Annotated in this window: 20 protein-coding genes and 1 tRNA gene; 12 read left to right on the top strand and 9 right to left on the bottom strand. The window is 45.7% G+C overall.

Annotation, left to right across the window (positions count from 1 at the left end; genetic code table 11):
• Positions 1-45: 45 nt before the first annotated feature.
• Complete coding sequence (locus tag VL525_RS09985) at positions 46-699, top strand: hypothetical protein (RefSeq protein WP_325385978.1); 654 nt, start codon at positions 46-48, stop codon at positions 697-699.
• Positions 700-753: 54 nt separating this feature from the next.
• Here the strand turns inward: VL525_RS09985 and VL525_RS22875 are convergent, their stop codons facing one another.
• The 4 genes from VL525_RS22875 to VL525_RS09965 all read right to left on the bottom strand — a co-directional run bounded on the left by VL525_RS22875 (position 754) and on the right by VL525_RS09965 (position 4,733).
• On the bottom strand, positions 754-1,275 hold the full coding sequence (locus VL525_RS22875; RefSeq protein ID WP_325385976.1) for a PRC-barrel domain-containing protein: 522 nt from the start codon (positions 1,273-1,275) through the stop codon (positions 754-756).
• A 286-nt stretch (positions 1,276-1,561) separates the two neighbouring features.
• Positions 1,562-2,896, bottom strand: a complete 1,335-nt coding sequence (locus VL525_RS09975; RefSeq protein WP_325385974.1) for a hypothetical protein — start codon at positions 2,894-2,896, stop codon at positions 1,562-1,564.
• The gene (locus VL525_RS09970) at positions 2,869-4,392 is read right to left on the bottom strand and encodes an FAD-binding protein (protein ID WP_325385972.1); all 1,524 of its coding nucleotides are present in this window, start codon (positions 4,390-4,392) and stop codon (positions 2,869-2,871) included. The genes VL525_RS09975 and VL525_RS09970 overlap by 28 nt, the downstream gene beginning before the upstream one ends.
• A gap of 11 nt (positions 4,393-4,403) precedes the next feature.
• A complete protein-coding gene (locus VL525_RS09965; protein ID WP_325385970.1) occupies positions 4,404-4,733 on the bottom strand; it encodes a Bor/Iss family lipoprotein in 330 nt (109 codons plus the stop codon).
• A 159-nt stretch (positions 4,734-4,892) separates the two neighbouring features.
• Here VL525_RS09965 and VL525_RS09960 point away from each other — a divergent pair, with 159 nt between their 5' ends.
• Positions 4,893-5,897 carry an SMP-30/gluconolactonase/LRE family protein gene (locus VL525_RS09960; protein WP_325385968.1) on the top strand — a complete coding sequence of 335 codons (1,005 nt, stop codon included), beginning with the start codon at positions 4,893-4,895 and terminating at the stop codon, positions 5,895-5,897.
• Positions 5,898-5,974: 77 nt separating this feature from the next.
• Complete coding sequence (locus VL525_RS09955) at positions 5,975-6,424, top strand: GNAT family N-acetyltransferase (protein WP_325385966.1); 450 nt, start codon at positions 5,975-5,977, stop codon at positions 6,422-6,424.
• A gap of 332 nt (positions 6,425-6,756) precedes the next feature.
• Here VL525_RS09955 and VL525_RS09950 read toward each other — a convergent pair whose 3' ends face one another.
• Positions 6,757-7,407 carry a DsbA family oxidoreductase gene (locus VL525_RS09950; protein WP_325385964.1) on the bottom strand — a complete coding sequence of 217 codons (651 nt, stop codon included), beginning with the start codon at positions 7,405-7,407 and terminating at the stop codon, positions 6,757-6,759.
• 3 nt (positions 7,408-7,410) lie between these two features.
• Complete coding sequence (locus VL525_RS09945; protein ID WP_325385962.1) at positions 7,411-7,785, bottom strand: DoxX family protein; 375 nt, start codon at positions 7,783-7,785, stop codon at positions 7,411-7,413.
• A gap of 130 nt (positions 7,786-7,915) precedes the next feature.
• On the opposite strand from VL525_RS09945, the gene VL525_RS09940 reads away from it, so the two are divergent.
• Entirely contained in the window at positions 7,916-8,281 is a 366-nt protein-coding gene (locus VL525_RS09940) for a helix-turn-helix domain-containing protein (protein WP_325385960.1), read from the top strand.
• A 221-nt stretch (positions 8,282-8,502) separates the two neighbouring features.
• Here the strand turns inward: VL525_RS09940 and VL525_RS09935 are convergent.
• Both VL525_RS09935 and VL525_RS09930 read right to left on the bottom strand, forming a co-directional pair.
• A tRNA-Ile gene (locus VL525_RS09935) sits at positions 8,503-8,576 on the bottom strand.
• Between the two features lie 194 nt (positions 8,577-8,770).
• Positions 8,771-9,811, bottom strand: a complete 1,041-nt coding sequence (locus VL525_RS09930; RefSeq protein WP_325385958.1) for a YncE family protein — start codon at positions 9,809-9,811, stop codon at positions 8,771-8,773.
• A 112-nt stretch (positions 9,812-9,923) separates the two neighbouring features.
• On the opposite strand from VL525_RS09930, the gene VL525_RS09925 reads away from it, so the two are divergent.
• Positions 9,924-10,556: an HAD family phosphatase gene (locus VL525_RS09925; protein ID WP_325385956.1), complete on the top strand. Its 633-nt coding sequence runs from the start codon at positions 9,924-9,926 to the stop codon at positions 10,554-10,556.
• On the top strand, positions 10,556-11,035 hold the full coding sequence (locus VL525_RS09920; protein WP_325385954.1) for a DinB family protein: 480 nt from the start codon (positions 10,556-10,558) through the stop codon (positions 11,033-11,035). The genes VL525_RS09925 and VL525_RS09920 overlap by 1 nt, the downstream gene beginning before the upstream one ends.
• Here VL525_RS09920 and VL525_RS09915 read toward each other — a convergent pair.
• Positions 11,032-12,234 (bottom strand): proline dehydrogenase family protein, encoded by a 1,203-nt coding sequence (locus VL525_RS09915; RefSeq protein WP_325385952.1) that lies wholly within the window; start codon positions 12,232-12,234, stop codon positions 11,032-11,034. The two genes, VL525_RS09920 and VL525_RS09915, sit on opposite strands and share 4 nt — an antisense overlap.
• A gap of 67 nt (positions 12,235-12,301) precedes the next feature.
• On the opposite strand from VL525_RS09915, the gene VL525_RS09910 reads away from it, so the two are divergent.
• From VL525_RS09910 to aroA, 6 genes are all read left to right on the top strand, one after another.
• On the top strand, positions 12,302-12,508 hold the full coding sequence (locus VL525_RS09910) for an RNA-binding S4 domain-containing protein (RefSeq protein ID WP_325385950.1): 207 nt from the start codon (positions 12,302-12,304) through the stop codon (positions 12,506-12,508).
• Entirely contained in the window at positions 12,508-13,569 is a 1,062-nt protein-coding gene (gene aroB / locus VL525_RS09905; RefSeq protein ID WP_325385948.1) for a 3-dehydroquinate synthase, read from the top strand. The genes VL525_RS09910 and aroB overlap by 1 nt, the downstream gene beginning before the upstream one ends.
• A gap of 2 nt (positions 13,570-13,571) precedes the next feature.
• Positions 13,572-14,030: a DinB family protein gene (locus VL525_RS09900; protein ID WP_325385946.1), complete on the top strand. Its 459-nt coding sequence runs from the start codon at positions 13,572-13,574 to the stop codon at positions 14,028-14,030.
• Between the two features lie 312 nt (positions 14,031-14,342).
• Positions 14,343-15,263, top strand: coding sequence for a prephenate dehydratase (locus VL525_RS09895; protein ID WP_325385944.1), 921 nt, complete (start codon positions 14,343-14,345; stop codon positions 15,261-15,263).
• Between the two features lie 119 nt (positions 15,264-15,382).
• Complete coding sequence (locus VL525_RS09890; protein WP_325385942.1) at positions 15,383-16,507, top strand: chorismate mutase; 1,125 nt, start codon at positions 15,383-15,385, stop codon at positions 16,505-16,507.
• Between the two features lie 5 nt (positions 16,508-16,512).
• Positions 16,513-17,799 carry a 3-phosphoshikimate 1-carboxyvinyltransferase gene (gene aroA / locus VL525_RS09885; protein WP_325385940.1) on the top strand — a complete coding sequence of 429 codons (1,287 nt, stop codon included), beginning with the start codon at positions 16,513-16,515 and terminating at the stop codon, positions 17,797-17,799.
• Positions 17,800-17,908: the final 109 nt, after the last annotated feature.

Genomic DNA, 17,908 nt, shown 5'->3' with positions numbered 1-17,908 from the left:
TCGCGGCGGTACTTTCTTTTGTTTATCCCGCTTACTTTGGCCGTCATGTCATACCGGCAGCAGCCACAAAACCATGCGCCGGTTGTTAAGATCGTCACGCCCGCAAACAATGCTGAGTTTAGTCCGGGGGCGCAGGTAAGCTACCAGGTAAGTGTGGCCGACAAGGAAGACGGCGATACCAAATACGATGAGATCAATCTCAAAGAAATAGTGCTGGAACTGCAATACGTAAAAGATAAAACAAAGGTCTCAGCCATGCTGAATAAACCCTTTAACGACGCACCCGGACTGGCCGTGATGCGAAGTTCCAATTGCTTCAATTGCCACGACTTTAGCGGAAAATCCATTGGCCCGTCGTTATTGGAGATTTGCAGACGTTATCCGCCTGCTAAAGCTAACAGCGATTCGCTGGTAAAACGGGTGAAGGACGGCTCTGCAGGAATTTGGGGTCTTCGCGAAAAAATGCCATCGCATCCCGAGTTGGCTGGGAAGGAAATCAGAAGCGCTATCCAATGGATATTCAAAAATGCAGCCGATCCGAATATCAGTTACTATGACGCAACGCCAGGCATTATTCGCCTGCCCGCAAACAAAAAGGGCACTTTCATCCTGACAGCAAGTTACACCGACCACGGTATTAAAAATACGACGGAAAAACACCTGACGGGTTATGACAGGGAAATTATCATAGTCAAATAAAAAAAAGCGGCCAAAGGTTTAGCCGCTCTCTGTTTTTATGACCATTCATTACTATTAATCACGATCATAAAAATGATCTTCATTGAAATGCCGGTGGCGGTAAAATTCGTCTTCTTCTCTCGAGGCGGCGTCCGCCGGTTCCAGAATTTTCCGGATGGCTATTTCTGTATGTCTTGATAAATGGCCCTTCTCGTATAGTGGAAGCGAGTCGAGCTGTTGGGCGCTTATTGTGGGAATATAAACAACATTGCCGTCAGTTGCCGGATCATAAGCATCAAAAGCCGGATCAAGGTGCCGTTTCCTGTGCGCAGCTTTAGTGTAAAGCTCGGCAATACCTATCGGGATGAGAACTTTCCTGTCTTCCTCCAGTTTGAGTTCATTATTATCCAGGTCGGCCACAATATAGCGGACCTTTCCGCTATCCGGGTCGAACAGAAGATCATCTACTTCTCCAGCCTTCCGGCCGCTGCGCGTGCGTATGTTCCATCCGGTTATATCAGGCTGTCCGTCGGTTATCTCATATCCGCTTCCGTGGAGTTCTTCCAGGCGGGTTGCTACTTTTTCATGCGTTGTCATAGTGTATAAATTAAGATTAACAATTACTTCGCCGGGCTTGCCGTCGAGTCGCTAACAGTCCGTGTTGAATCTGTCGTAGTTGTTGTCGCCGGTAACCCGCCATATTGGCGCTGGTATATAAATGCTACCGCTATGATAATAATGATGACTAGAACCAGCCAGAGCCACCAATTACTGCTCCGTTTTGGTTTTACTTCTAAATGGGCCATAATTTGATCGATTGGTTATTGAATAAACAAGCGAATCACGATTAGTTTTTGATTTTTAGAATTTTATGGCGGTGGGGTTAGTAAACGATCTTACTAAACGGAATGCCTACAGTAAATCCTATCGCGGTTCTATTGTACGGCAGCGCGGTGCTTTTGATGGAATTGGCCATGTCTGAAAAAAGGATCTGCGCCTCAAAAGTAATTGCGGGTACCTCGTTCTTATCGATCAGGACTATCGGTACGCCCACGATTGCGTTCCATGCGTGATAATCGCCAAAGTTTTTTTCGATACGGAAACTCAGCCCGAAATGAGAGGTAAGTGGCAGCCAGGCCACTTTGGCGGATGCCGTTGGTGTTACAAAGTTTTTATACGAACCAATGAACAGATTGCCTTTATCCAGGAATAATGCGTTTGCTGCAACGCTTGTTTCTCCAAAGGCATCGGCATGGTACAATAACCCGCTTTGAACAGAATTATTAATGATCACCTTTCCATTAAGCGTAAAAAACAAACGGCCAAATTTGTTACTTTCCCAAAAACGGGTATGTGTTAGCGACAGTTCCAATGGATAGTTCTGCCGCTTAGCTGCCGCCGAATTTATATCGGCGCTCACCATAAACTTTTGGGTAATAACCGGCACATATACGCCAACACTCGTCCAGTTATCTGTTATTAAATTAAAATTATTGGAGTTGATCAGCGTACTGGATTGTGCCTCCGAGAATTTCTCTATGTATTCGTCCCTGAGAGCCGCATAAAAGTTCTTCCGCAGTTTATCCTTCAGTGCCTTCATATCCTGTCCCGGTACTTCGTTTTGTTTAAGCGAATCAAGTCCGCGTTCAAAATCACCCGTCTCGCGTTGGTAAGTTGTCTCCAGGCTATGCAATATTATCGCCCGCTGTGCGTCCATAGCCATTTTCTGGCTGCCGCACTCATAATGTATTGCCGGCCTGCCCATCCAGGTGTGCTGCACTAAAAAACCGAGCCGGTTGTCATTATATTTATTGGAGAACCTGACCGAATAAGCATTGGCGATATTTGCCCGTGCACCCAGCACAAAAAACGAACGCACCAATTCATCCCCTTCAACCGGCTGGCGAAAGTTATGGTCAATAGCAATGCTCCCCTCGGCTGCGTTCAGCAATACGTAGTTTTTATAAAGGGACAGGTCGGTGCCGTCCGATAAATACGAGCTGACTTTATTTGACAGGAAAATATTCATTGCCTTGTTCGAAACGAGTGCCCCCTGTCGCGCGCCACATGGCGTATCGGTTATTTTGGCGTTTATTGCTTTTAATTCGGCAATAACCGGTTGCGAGGATTGCGCTCCGGCCGGGAGAGTAATACCCAGCCCAACCAATAAAGCAATAGAACCGGTTATTTTTATGGCAATGTCTTGTCTAAACCCCATTGTGCTAAAAGCGGATTGTTAAACACTTTTATGGTATCGGCATCTAATAGTTTATTGCGGGCGGCTATCCATCTATCTATCCCGTCGCCATACATGTTCGCCAGTCTTTCCGGCGTTAGCTCATTTACTTTTCCCCAATGAAAGGTAAATGGTATACCCTCGTCTTCCAGCGTTTTCCAAACTTTGGTATAGAAACCATAGGTCGTATCCGAAAACGGTGCATCAAGTTCCATCACGCATGAGCGTTCAAACCTGGTAAATCCGAGTGTAGCCGTCGACCGTTTTACAAATCTAAACGAAAAAATGCCGGTGAACGGCCCGATCTCATTATTAATATTCAGCATCAGGTCAGCCACGCGAGGGGCGTTTTCCGCAGAAAAACTTACCGCTGCGCTCAACAACTTTCCGCGCAGCGTTGTATTATCAAATATCTGCGCATGTGTACCGAATTGCTTTTCAAAAAGTGTCAGGCTGGATTTGATGACCGTATTCACCAGCGTCGAATTAAGGTTGGGGAACAACTTAATGATGGCACTCATAATGGCTGCAGCATCGTCGCCCGGGCCTATGCCTGAAGCATTGTCAACAGGTGCCTGGTAATTGGGCCTGTATGGGCGTTTGTACATCGCGGTCACAAAGGCCCCATGTTCCATATCATAAGGGTTCAGCAAAACCGAAAAATGAAAAGGGCGTTCGTTGCCGCATGGCAGCGGCGGAGTGGTATTGTTGCTGAAATCAAGCGTCTGCATAATGGCTTTTAGCGAATCATCGTAATTGATCCTTGTCATGTAGGATTCCAGCAAAAACTTTTCTTCCGTTTCGATCATAACCCCATGTATAATGCCAAAACTGCCGAAACTTACCAGTGCAGCGTTGAATAATTCGTCATCTCTTATCAATTCGGTCTGAAACCGCTGGATAAAAGAATCGGAAACCACAGGCGCCGATGCACGCTCAAGATACACATGCCGGTTTGGACCAACGATCAGGTGCAGGCCCATCACAAATTCGGGCGTAGCGCCAAAATCAAAAGCCGAGCCATGCGTGCCGGTCCCCAACACCCCGGCTATGGTTTGCCCGTTACTGGCGCCTGAAGTTTTTAACGACCGGTCGAGTGGTTCGAGATATTGGTTTAACTCCCAAATGCCATTCCCGCTTTGCGCGAACAACAGGTTCGCCGGATCGCCGCTGTAATCAGGCGAAACACTGTTTGCGCTGATATTGAACACCGTATTAAGCGGTTTAGTATCCAGTATAATGCCATCGGTTACGGTAGCTATCTTCATCCACGACCATCCCCCACCCAGTGCGCGCAAGGGTGTCTGGCTGGCAATTGCTTCCGCAATCAAAGCCTGGTAGCCTTTGGTTGCATCATTATAACTATCCAGCGCGTTCATTACAGGGTCGTTACCCAACTCATAGAGGTCCTTAATATTTTCAACAAAGGTCTCGTGGCGGTTCTCCCAGGTTTTATCACCTGTTTTAATCACTTTCATAGCGGTAAATTTTACAAGTCACCTACTTTTCTGCATGGTTTGGCGCATTTCCATTCCAGGCGTGTCGGGCTCCAGATACCCAGTGTAACCACGGTTATCAGCGAATAACCAAAGTTGTTTTTCGCGGTCACTTCGGCCATACCATTCGCGCCCAGCGAATCACATATCGGCGTGGTCACCCGTTTAGGGCTTTGTATTACGCCCCACAAAAAGAAATGAACGGTTTGCCCCGAAGTTTCGGTGCCGGCCTGCGCGTGGGTCGCTACACGGGCAGTATAGCAACTGCTCATCATTACAGTAAGCGACAAGGCAATAAAGAATGCGGAAAGTTGTGATCTCATAGAATTTTAGAGTTAATTAAACTTTGTGAATACTATAAGTTAAATTTAGACACAATCAACTGATATTCAATATAGTGAAAACCCCCTATATGGTGCGTATTTTTACGCTTTTTGCAGCCAATTGATTAACTTCGGTCACCAAGACCAATTTAACCTGCGATGAGAAGTAGATGTTTAACAGGGCTCCTGATCTGTCTGCTGACAGGCTTCACAATTTGCCATGCCCAAACGGCAAAGCCCTTGATGACGCTGCAGCAATTCGATCCGCAATTCGGAGCCGTCGTCAGTAAAAATGCAAAAGCTAAAATATTAGCCGACGGCTTTCTGTGGAGCGAAGGGCCGGTATGGGTAGAGAAATACAAGATGTTCATTTTCTCTGACGTCAAAAAGAACGTGATCTATAAATGGACCGCAAAGAAGGGCAAAGAAATTTACTTAAGTCCATCCGGCTATACCGGCAATATCCCGAGGGGAGGCGAATTAGGCTCGAATGGTTTGGGGTTAAATACCAAAGGGCAACTGGTGATATGCCAGGACGGCGACCGGGCAGTATCGATAATGGATGCACCATTGGATAAGCCCAAGCCCAAATTCATTAAAATAGCAAAAGGATACGCAGGCAAAAAATTTGACAGCCCCAACGACCTGGCTTTTTTGAGCAATGGTGATATTTACTTTACAGACCCTCCGTATGGACTTGAAAAAAATGTGGACGACCCTTTAAAGGAAGCGCCATACCAGGGAGTTTACCGTATTGCCGGCAGCGGGAAGGTAACCCTGCTTACCGATACGCTTACCCGGCCAAATGGCATCGCCTTTTTCCCGGGTGGAAAAACTATACTGATAGCCAATTCCGATCCAAAAAAGCCTTACTGGTACGCTTACGACCTGGATAAGAAAGGGTTGCTCACCAATGGCAGAATATTTTACAGCGCTATGGCCGCTTCCAAAACTGCTGAAGGTATGCCCGACGGCATGAAAATAGATAAGCAGGGCCGCGTATTCGCCACCGGGCCGGGTGGCATTTGGGTTTTTGATCTGCATGGAAAATTACTTGGGAAAATGCTGATCAACGACCTGGCTTCGAACATTGCTTTTTCTGCCGATGAGAAAACGATTTATGTAACTTCCAATCACAGGGTACTGAAGATCGACCTGCGGTGAGTATTTAAGTATTTTATCCGGCTAACACACAATCTACATTTGCGATATACCGCATTTATTATTTTTTAAATTTGGAGGTGTCACCGGATAATCCCCAACTAATAGAATTTTCTGATCAGAACTTTTTCCTCGTTCATCATTTATTGAAGGAATCGAAGGCAGGCGGGTATGATTTCATACATCGGACGATCGATGACTGGAACAGCGGAGCAAATAAATTTTCAAAACCGGGCGAGAGATTATGGGGGTTGGTTTTAGCAACCGATCTGATCGCCATTGGCGGCCTTAATCACGACCCTTACGCAGGTGATGAAAATATTGGGCGTATCCGTCATTTATATGTGCAGGAGGCTCACCGTCGGGAAGGTTATGCCTCGGTATTAATGAGAACTATTATTGACGAAGCCAAACGACATTTTACCGTCTTGCGGCTATATACGGATAATCCCGCTGCGGCCAAATTCTATGAAACCCTGGGTTTCCAAAGGGTATCCACCCCGAAAGCAAGCCACGTGCTGAATTTTTGAACCGAATTCTGCTATGCTGAAATACACATATTGGCTTTCAGTAAGTCCACAGGCACATCATTAATCTAAACAAAAAAAGCGAATAACTCTCGTTATCCGCTTTCGTGCGCCTGAATGTGCAACTTTCGCTCCATTTTTTTGGATGATGCGCGGCTTCTCGCGAACTTGCTGAAGGATTTTGATGAACCCAAATGAGCAACATTTGCACCAATTACATAAAGCAGATTGATTAAGGGTCCTGTCTTTGAAATTCATAGGCCAGCACGGATAATGGCTATTGTTTTTTTATATTTATGCCCCTGTATTTATATTGATTAGCTAGTGCACAGCCATTACCGCCCGCTTCCATTCGCATAAGCAGTTTGCAGTACTTTGAGCATTTCAGCACCGGGCTGAGCGCCGGCAATAGCATACTTGCGGTCGATCACAAAGAAAGGAACCCCTTTTGCCCCCAGCCTGGATGCTTCCGTTCCGTCTGCTTCCACCTGATGTTGAAAAACAGGGTTGGTAAGGGCTTCTTTTACCTCAGCATTCGTCAGGCCTATATTATTCCCCAGTTCTGTTAAAACCGCATCATCAGAAAGATTCTTGCCCTCTGTGAAGTAGGCATAAAACAGGCACTCTTCAGCTTTTTCTCCTAATCCTTTTGTCTTTGCCATCTGGATAAGCCGATGTGCTTTCAGCGAATTAGTGGCGAGCATTTTATCGAAATGATAGTCAAGACCCGCATCCTTAGCCATTTTCGCTACGTGTCCATGCATAGCAACTGACCGCTCATAGCTGATCCCTTTCCGTGCAGCCACAAACTGGTATATATTTTCCTGATGCTGCGGCACTTCAGGGATGGCAGGGTCAAGTTGGAAACTCTTCCATTCCACCTCTATATTGCCCCTGTCAGGAAATTCCGCCAGTGCAGCCTCAAAATTCCTTTTGCCGATATAGCAAAACGGGCACATCACATCGCTCCAGATCTCTACTTTCATGTTTTATAGTTTTGCGGTCACCGGATAGTTTAGTTTTCTGAAATAATAATAGGATACACACAGAATTGCAAACGGAATGAGCGGCGCCATACCTTTTGCAGGCCCATCAGCGAGCCAGTGCCCCAGGCTTGCGGAAAGCAGCAATATTGCGAATGCGACATAAGCCCATTCTTTGAACATAAAGGGTATGGCGGGGATGAGGATAATTACCGCGCCAACAATCTTACAGATGTCTAATTCCAGACCAAAGTAAGCCGGGAAGCCAAGCCGGTGTATGGACGCTATTAAATATGCCTTCGGGGCAAAATAGGATGGCAGTACGATCAGCGCCATGGCGATAATGGTCACTATCCAATAAATTCTTTTTTCTTTTTGCATTATTCAAATATTTATGGCACAAAATTATTTTGATTAAAATTTACAATTGTTATCTGTTACCTTTTAGAAACTGGTTTCCTTTAGGAAACTAATTAGCTATTAATAAAGCATTACAGTAATTTTGAATGATATGAATGCAAAAAAGCCGGCCATGGAAGTGCCTGAGTGTAAAGAGCAACTGATCGCGATAAAGGATACAATGATCTTGCTGTCCGGTAAATGGAAAATTCAGATCATTGGATGGCTGCTGCTATACGGTAAGGTACGCTTTATGGATCTGCTGCGTGGAATAGATGGTATTGCGGCTAAAATGCTTTCTAAAGAGTTACAGGAATTGGAACAAAATCAAATAGTAGCCAGAACCATGATGCCTACAAAACCGATCACGGTGGAATACGAGTTAACGGAACATGGTAAAACTTTAAGCGGGGTGATTACCGCTATTTCAACCTGGGGAGTTACGCATCGAAAATTCCTATTTAAAAAGGAAAGCTGATGGGGTGATCTGTTATGCATACTGGACGACAACTAAGTTGCTGTTAGATAAAAAGCGAATTGTGTTAGTCTGCGCCAATAATACTTCCTGGCTGGTATGCCATAGAAACATGGATATTAAAAATGTCTTTACTTCCACGACGTCGAGAAAATAATCATAAAAAAACCGGCGGAGAAATCTTTCCCCGCCGGTTCCGGCTTTGCATTAAATGTCAAACCAAGTGCGCCCACCTGGGCTCGAACCAGGGACCAAAAGATTATGAGTCTTCTACTCTAACCGACTGAGCTATAGGCGCTGAAAATGTCTTTAAATTTTCGGCTGCAATATTACGGATTCACAGCGGTATTTCAAAAACGAATTTTTGAAGTTAGAAGGTTTTAAGGCCGAAAAGTTGTAATGTTTTGATTTGATGGCTATAAAAAGTGGGATCACCTGTCAACAAGCCGGTGATTCCTCAACTTTACAACTCTTCAACCATGTATAAAAACCTTATTGCCCAACCTCTATCACATGAAACGAGCCTGGCTCCATCCGGGGGCGGGGCCTTGGATTGTCCGTTGTTGCCGCTGGCGCAGGTCCAAATTTGGCTGTCGGCAAATACAAATGATGGGTTACCAGGTCGATACCGATGGTCCGCGCGCCGGCTTCAGTCGGTATGTTTTCGATAAACTCAAATTTGTCGGCGCCATTCTCCCGAACCACAGTGATATTACCCTCACCGTTCGATACGTAGATCATTTTTAATTCAGGGTCAAATACCAACCCGTCTGTACGACCTGCCGGGAACTTAGCCACTGTTTTTCCGTTGGAAGCGTTCATGACAACCAATGTTTTACTGTCGCCACAGGCGATAAACAAACGGTTGGTCTTGCGGTCGATACCCAAGCCAGATGGCGACGACCCGCCATCGATTTTATAAGTTGTAATTTCTTTAAAACTGGTAGCGTCGACAACGTGAACAACACTGTTATCTTCGCCGTTAACAAATATTTTACCCTTCCCGTCGGATACTGCCGTCTCTAATTTTTCTCCTAACTGAACCGTGGCTACAACTTTTTCAGTAACCGGGTCTACAAAACTCAAATCATGACTTCCGCCGTTACACGTAATGATCTTTTTAGAAAAATCATCATAAAAAATCGCATCGGGGTTCTTTGCCGGCAGTGCTATTTCACCCTTTGTTGCCAGCGTTTTCATATCAAATACTGTTATCGAGTTGCTTCGCCCGTTGCTGGTATAACCTTTGCCCAATGCGGGCACAAGCGCAATGCCGTGCACCCCTGGGGTTTTAGGGATATAGCCCACCGAATCGCCGGTTGTGCTCAGGACATTTACCTGTGTTCCGTGCGATACGTAAATGCGCTTATTGGCGCCATCCACTAAAATATAGTCCCACCCGCCCGGACTGGCGATCTTATAATCATTCAGCACTTTAAACCCGGTGGTTTTCTGTGCCCAACTGTTGCAGGGAATAGTAGCTGCAATGCCAACGACCGCCAGCGCTGCGGCATATCTTTTTAATAAATCCATTGTTCGAGGTTTTTTTTATGCTATGTTAAATATAGATTCTGAAATAATATTGTAGAATGTTTAACCAGGCCCCCGGGATTGCGCACCTGCCGACTAATCTGCATATTTGCCTATGCAAAACATCAAAAACATCATCTTTGATTACGGCAACGTGATCTTCCTGCTCGATTTTCAAAAATTAAAAGAAGGATGGGAATCTATAGCCATTAGCGGCCCAGATGCCTTTTTCAGTCACGGTGTACAACACCCTATTTTTGATCAGTTCGACAAGGGCCTCATCTCCCCTGCCGAATTCCGGGAATTTATCAGGGAGAGATCGGGTAAGGAGGGAATTACTGATGAAGAAATTGATGCCGCCTGGAACAGCCTGCTTTTGGGCGTAGACGAAGGCACGCATGATGTACTGGCCGAACTGAACAAAAAATACCGCACCTTTTTGCTGAGTAACATCAACCCGATACATTACGGGTATATCATGGATTATCTAAAGGAAGAGTTCGGGTTTGAAAATAACGATCACTTGTTCGAAAAAACCTATTACTCCCATTTTGTTGGATTAAGAAAACCCGACTCGGCATTCTTTGAAAAGGTTTTGAACGAGAATGGCCTTGTGGCAGAAGAAACCTTGTTTATAGACGACATCGCTGCTAACCTGGAACCTGCCAAAGCCCTGGGCATCCAAACCTTCCTGATGACAGCGCCTGATACAGTTCAAGACTTTATAAAAAGAGAAGGACTACTGTAATGAGTACACTGCTGACCTCACAATACGAAGAGATAAAAGGCGCAAGGAATGCTTTGTTTATCTATTGCGAAAGTATGTCCCCTGCCGATGTTTTTAAACAAGTCGATGTTTTCAATAATTCGAGTATTGCCGATCTGCTGGTGCATAATGTGAACACTTACCTAAGCTGGATCAATAATTTCGGGCTTGACAAGAACATTTCATTTTATAAAACGGGGGATGTTAAAACCCTTGACGAAATAAGAGTATTATTTAAAAAGGTTGATAGCATAGTGGCAGAGTTCCTGGAGAAATATAAAGGCAATTTTGAAGAGTCCTTTACTGCTATTGTCAAACATCGCGGCTTTCCCATGACACTGAGCCCGCTGCAGCTTTACACGCAGGCCGTCACGCACGAGTTTCACCATAAGGGGCAGATAGTAACCATGAGCCGATTGCTGGGCTATACACCCGTAGATACAGATGCAATAAGGTTTTAAAGCTGTCTCCTTTTTCTTTCCTTTAATATTAACCCCAACTCCCGCCCCATTTGCCCGGCGATAGAGGTATTTTCCTGAGCACGCCTGAAGAGATACGGCAGCACCGCCTTAACAGGCCCATAAGGCACGTATTTAACAACATTATAACCTGCGTCGGCCAGGTTAAAACTCAGGTTGTCGCTCATGCCCAGTAGTTGCGAAAAGTAGACATGGGGATGGTTGTGCGATACTTCCTTTTCGTTCAGCAGGTCGGCCAGCACACGGCAGCTATGCTCGTTGTGCGTGCCGGCCACAAGGGCAACCTTCTCTACGTTATCAATACAAAAGTGTACGGCAGCGTCATAGTCGCGGTCGGCAGACTGTTTATCAGGCTGTATAAGGCATTCGTAACCCATTTCGGCAGCGCGTTTTCGCTCCTTTTCCATATACGCGCCGCGCACCAGTTTCGCACCTAAAATAAAGTCCTCGGTTACCGCAACGTTGTAGTCGTCTTTTAACGACTTTAATTTGTCGTGGCGATAAAGCTGGTAAGTATTGTAAACAATGGCCTTATCCTTGTTGAATTTTCGCATCATATTCATCGCCAGCAGGTCGATGGTCTTTTGTATCCAGGTTTCCTCGGCATCTATCATCACCGGCACCCCGGTTTCATAAGCTTTGGTGCATATGGCCAACACCCTTGCCTGTGCTTTTTTCCATTCAGCTTCCTCGGCTGTGCTTAGCTCCGCGCCTGTGTCCAATTTCTCCAATAAACCAAAGCGCACCACTCCGGTTGCTTTGAATACCGTGATAGGGACTGCTTTATCGCCGGTGGCGCGTTTGATCGTCAGTATGATCTCATCGCGGGTATGATCAAACACCTCTTCATCATCTTCGCCCTCAACGGAATAGTCCAATATAGTCCCTACTCCCCCTTTAGCGAGGTTTTTGATGGTGTTATCACATTCGTCAATGGTCTCTCCGCCGCAGAAATGTTTAAATATGGTAGCTTTGATCAGGCTCTTTATAGGCAGGCCAATACTCATTGCAAAATTGGTTATCGGTGGACCAATTTTTACCAGGAAATTAACATTGATTATCCTGAAAAGCCAGTAGGCTCGTTTCAGGTCAGTATCGGATGAATGGCGGAAAGCGATCTCGGTGTTTTCAAAAGACAGGGCCCCCTTACCAGGACCGGCAACAGTTTCATTATTGAGCATGGCGCAAAATTAGAAAATGCAAAGCAAATAACTCATTATCCTTTGAATAGTTTATTTTTGCCGACCGATGATCGAGTTCAAAATAGAAGGTGACTTTATACCTATGATACAGTTGCTAAAAGCGGCCAACCTGGTACAAACCGGCGGCGAGGCGCAAATTGTAGTTGACGAGGGCGAAGTAAAGTATAATGGCGAAGTGGATTACCGCAAGCGCCTTAAAGTGAGAAAAGGCGACCTGGTTGAATTCCGCGGGCAAAAGATCAAAGCTATATAATGATGAATACGCTACAAAGCATAAGCTACCCTATATATTTTAACGAACCGCTAACCGAACTGGAGAATTTTATCCGGCAAGGTAATTATTCACGTTTCTTTATCCTGACCGACGAGAATACCGGCAAACATTGCCTACCCATTGTACAGCAGCGTATCGGGAAAATGGATAATTTCGACATTATCGAGATCAACGCTGGCGAGGAAAGCAAGAATATTGATTTTTGCGTTGGTGTATGGAAAATGCTGATCGACTTTGGCGCAGACAGGCAAAGTTTAATGATAAACCTGGGTGGCGGCGTTATCAGCGACCTTGGCGGTTTTGCGGCTTCAACCTATAAACGCGGTATCGACTTTGTGCATGTACCTACTACCCTGCTATCGCAGGTTGATGCTTCGGTAGGCGGCAAAACAGGCATCGACCTGGAAAATATTAAAAATATCATTGGTACTTTCACCCAGCCAAAAGCGGTATTTATTGAGCATTCATTCCTGAATACGTTGCCAGCCCGACAGGTACTTTCCGGCCTGGCCGAGATGTTAAAACATGGCCTGATAGCTGATGCGGGATACTGGAACAAATTGAAGTACAGCGACCTGCAAAACCCGTCTGCCGAATTAGTTCATCATTCGGTAGCGATCAAGAATAAAGTGGTGATAGAGGACCCGCACGAAAAAGGCATCCGTAAAAGCCTCAATTTCGGCCATACTATCGGTCACGCTGTCGAGACCTATTCGCTGATGAACGATCCTAACCCGCTTACCCACGGCGAGGCTATAGCTATCGGTATGATATGCGAGTCGAAACTATCCGTTATGAAAACCGGGCTGAAAGAAGAAGAACTGGATGAGATAGCAGAGATCATCAGCGGTTTATATCCGCGGTATGAAATAGACGAATCGTGCTACGAAAGTCTGTTTAATATAATGCTGAAGGACAAGAAGAACCAAAACGGGAAGATCAATTGCTCGTTATTAGACAAAATAGGACAATGCCGTATTGATAATGTGTGTACAGAAGAGGAACTTTACGCAGGTTTAGCCTATTATTCATCCTTGTAACCATGCTTTATTCATCACTTATTTGCCGGCTCAAATCACAGCACCTCGCATTGTCCGAGATCGTTAATCATCTTGATGAGAAGCGGCTGAACCATCAGCCCGAACCAGGCAAATGGAGCATTAAGGACAATATTGCGCATTTAGTAATCTATCAGCACGTATTTATAGGCCGTGTTCACCAGATGCTGAAAGGCGGTACGCCGGCATTCAACGCTTACCGCGCCGATGACGAGCCCGATTTTCTACAGGCGCGTGAATTACCATTGATCGAACTGAACCGGAAGCTAATAGGCAACCGCAGGCAGATACTGGAACTTATAACCAACCTGCCCGATGACGACCTGCTGCTGCAAGGCACCCATCCCAAATACGGCACGCTCACCATTACCGAATGGACGGAGTTTTTCCTGCTGCACGAGGCACATCATTTGTTTACGATATTTAAATTGGCTAAGGGTTGATATTATCCGTTGCCTGTGTCCTCACAGGCAATCCGCTAACCGGCTGTGAGGACACATCCGATGGTGCGATTCGGCAAATATTATTCTGTTCAACCCTCATTTTTTCAAAAAAATAAAATTTTCTATTGACAGAACATTTTTTTCGTGTACATTTACAGCATAGAACAAAACGATGAAGTTTAACAGCGCATATTTTTATGGTTACTACTTTTACTTTAACAGTAAGAGCCGGGACTAATATGCGTAAAGAACATATAAGAAAAAACTAAAAAGTCCCGGCCAAAAACCGGGACTTTTTGCATAAAAGGGTTTATGAAGGATAAAAAACCAAGAGTAGCCATTCAGGGCATTCGGGCCTCGTTCCACGAGGAAGCCGCTTTTATTCACTTCGGCGAGGATATTCAAACTATTGAGTGCTCGTCGTTCAAACAAACTTTCGAAGCGCTGCAAAACAAGGAAGCAGATTATGTGGTAATGGCTATCGAGAATAGCATTGCCGGTAGCATACTACCCAACTACTCGCTGATGATGAGCTATAACTTCCCGGTTGTGGGCGAAGTGTACCTGCCTATCCAATTGCACTTATTGGCTTTGCCGGGCGTTAAGTTTGAGGATGTGAAATATGTAACCTCTCACCCCATAGCCATACGCCAGTGCATCGATTTTTTTGACGAATACCCGCACCTGAAAGTGGTGGAAAGCAGCGACACCGCCGCCTGCGCAAAACGCATCAGGGAGGAAGAATTGACGGATACTGTCGCGATAGCCAATACACTGGCCGCCAAACTTTACGGACTGGATATCATGGAGCGCCGTATCGAATCGAACAAAAAGAATTTTACCCGTTTCCTGATACTGACGCACCACGAAAATGTAGAAAAAAAGGATATTGATAAAGCTTCATTGTGTTTCCAGGTAAGCAACCAGGTAGGTGCGCTAGCCAAAGTGCTGCAGATATTCGCCGAACAAAGCATCAACATGAGCAAGATACAGTCGATGCCGGTTTTGGGTAAGCGTAACGAGTATAATTTTTATGTAGATATAGAGTGGGACAATACGAAACAGTACGATGCCGCCATCCGACAGGTACTGAAATATACCCACAACTTTAATATCCTGGGCGAATACCAGCGCCACGAAGATGAATATGTGCAGAACGAACGCGAGCAAAAGTTTCGCGCGCAGGAAAAGATCACACGGAAATACATTAATGTTAAGAAGATAGTAAAATAAGTCCGGAAGTCCGCATAAGCCGGAAAGTCCGGAAGATAATTAACAGGTAAATTAACTACACACAGAAAAAACAACTTCCGGACTTGCGGACTTTCCGACTTCCGGACTAACAAAACGATATGAAACTTGAACTAAACATACAGCCGCTTGAATCGTGGATACAAGCGAAATCTGAGCCGCTGCTGATAGCAGGTCCCTGCAGTGCTGAAACAGAAGAACAATTGGTAGCTACCGCGCATTTACTGGCGCAAACAGGCCGCGTAACCGCCCTGCGTGCAGGTATCTGGAAGCCCCGTACCCGCCCGGGTGAGTTTGAGGGTATTGGCAGTATTGGCCTGGAATGGTTGAAACGCGCTAAAGAAGAAACCGGCCTGCCAACTGCCGTTGAAGTTGCTAACGCAAAACACGTTGAAGAAGCCCTGAAAGCAGGCGTCGATATCCTTTGGGTAGGCGCCCGTTCTACAGTTAACCCTTTTACCGTACAGGAAATTGCTGACGCTTTGAAGGGTGTTGATGTGCCTGTAATGGTAAAAAACCCCGTAAATCCTGACCTGTCGCTTTGGATAGGTGCTTTGGAGCGTATCAACGGTGCCGGTATCACCAAGCTTGTTGCCATACACCGCGGGTTTTCATCGCATGAAAAATCGGCTTTCCGTAACGAACCGATGTGGGACCTTGCCATCAACCTGAAAACACACGCGCCAAACCTGCCGATCATATGCGACCCGAGCCACATTTGCGGTAACCGCGAACTGTTGGGCTACGTTGCTCAAAAAGCCTTAGACCTTGATATGCAGGGATTAATGATCGAGTCGCACATAGACCCAAGCGTTGCCTGGACCGATGCCAAACAACAGGTTACCCCTGCTGCACTGGTTGAGATCATTGACCGGTTGACCTTACGTAAGCCTGAACTGCAGGGTGCGGTAAAGGATGCACTGGCAGAATTGCGCAGCCAGATAGACAAGTTAGACGATGTGGTATTCCAAAAAATGGCCGAGCGTATGAAAATTGTGGAGAAGATAGGTAACTACAAAAAAGAAAATGATATTACCATTTTACAGGTTAACCGCTGGGACGAGATACTGAACAAACGCATTGCTTATGCAAAAGCGCTGAACCTGAGCCCCGAATTTGCTGAAAAATTACTGGAACTGATCCACAGCGAATCTATCCGCAAACAAACCGAGATCATGAACAAGGGTCAACAGGGTCAGCCGCAGGAAAAACTGACGCACGCATAATACCGATGAAGCAAAACATCATCCTTACTAAAAAAGGTAAGTCTGTTAACGGCACTATCCAGCTTACAGGCTCTAAAAGCGAGTGCAACCGTGCGCTCGTTATTGAAGCTTTAAGCGGCGGCAAAGTGAAGGTGGAGAATATTTCGGATGCGGCGGATACCGTGACTCTGTTGGAAGTCCTGAGTCCAAAGTCTAAAGTCTTAAGTCAGCATGAAAACTCGGGACTCAAGACTCAAGACTTAAGACTTGTAAACATAGGTCCCGCGGGAACTGCTATGCGTTTCCTGACGGCATACTTCACCTTGCAGGATGAAGAAGTGATACTCACCGGCAGCGAACGGATGAAGCAAAGGCCAATCGGTATTTTGGTGAACGCGTTGCGAGAGATCGGAGCTGATATTGGATATGCCGAAAATGATGGTTTCCCTCCTCTCCGCATTAAGGGTGGTTTTGAGCAGAAAACAGGCACGATCAGCATCAAAGGTGATATCAGCAGCCAATATATTACAGCGCTGTTACTCATCGCTTCGCAATTACCCTTGGGCCTGACTTTGCAAATTGAAGGTGAACTAACTTCGAGGCCCTATGTCGAAATGACCCTGGCCATGTTGCAGCAGGCGGGTATACAGCATCAATGGGATGGGAACAGCATACATATCGCGAAGCAGGATTTTAAGGAAACAACACTTTATGTTGAACCCGACTGGAGCGCTGCATCCTACTGGTATGCGATAGCTGCTTTGGCTGATGAAGCTGAGCTTTTTCTACCCGGGTTAACCGCTTACAGTTTGCAGGGCGACAGTGTGATCACCGAGATTATGGCGAACTTTGGTATCACGTCGCAGTTTAAGGATGGTGGTGTTCATTTAAAAAAGGAAAACAAGCCGTTAAGCCGCAAGATATTCGACATGAAATCATGCCCCGACCTGGCTCAAACCGTTATTGTTGTGTGCGCAGCTTTAGGGCATGACGCGACTTTTACCGGACTGGAAACTTTGAAGATCAAGGAAACCGATCGCATAGCTGCATTGCAAAATGAATTGGCGAAAATAGGTGTAAAACTCATCGAAAAAGGCCAGGCGTATAAGCTGGATTGCAGCGAAAGGCACACCCCTGCTAAAATACAGATCGACACTTACGACGATCACCGCATGGCTATGGCATTTGCGCCGCTGGCCCTGGTAGTGCCGGAAGTTGAGGTGGAAGATTACATGGTAGTAGAGAAATCATATCCGGCGTTTTGGGAAGATTTACAAATAATGGGATTTGAGGTATTACAACAAAATAAATAAGGGATGTCATACTGAGGCTCTCGAAGTATGAGCGCAAAGGCCTCACCAACATGCTTCGAGAGCCTCGGCATGACAGCCGACGCGCTTAATTAATAAACTATTTATCTGC

This window comes from Mucilaginibacter sp., assembly GCF_035492695.1.
Classification (GTDB): domain Bacteria; phylum Bacteroidota; class Bacteroidia; order Sphingobacteriales; family Sphingobacteriaceae; genus Mucilaginibacter.
Note: the sequence above shows the minus strand (reverse complement) of the source record. Positions and strands in the feature narration are given on the sequence as shown.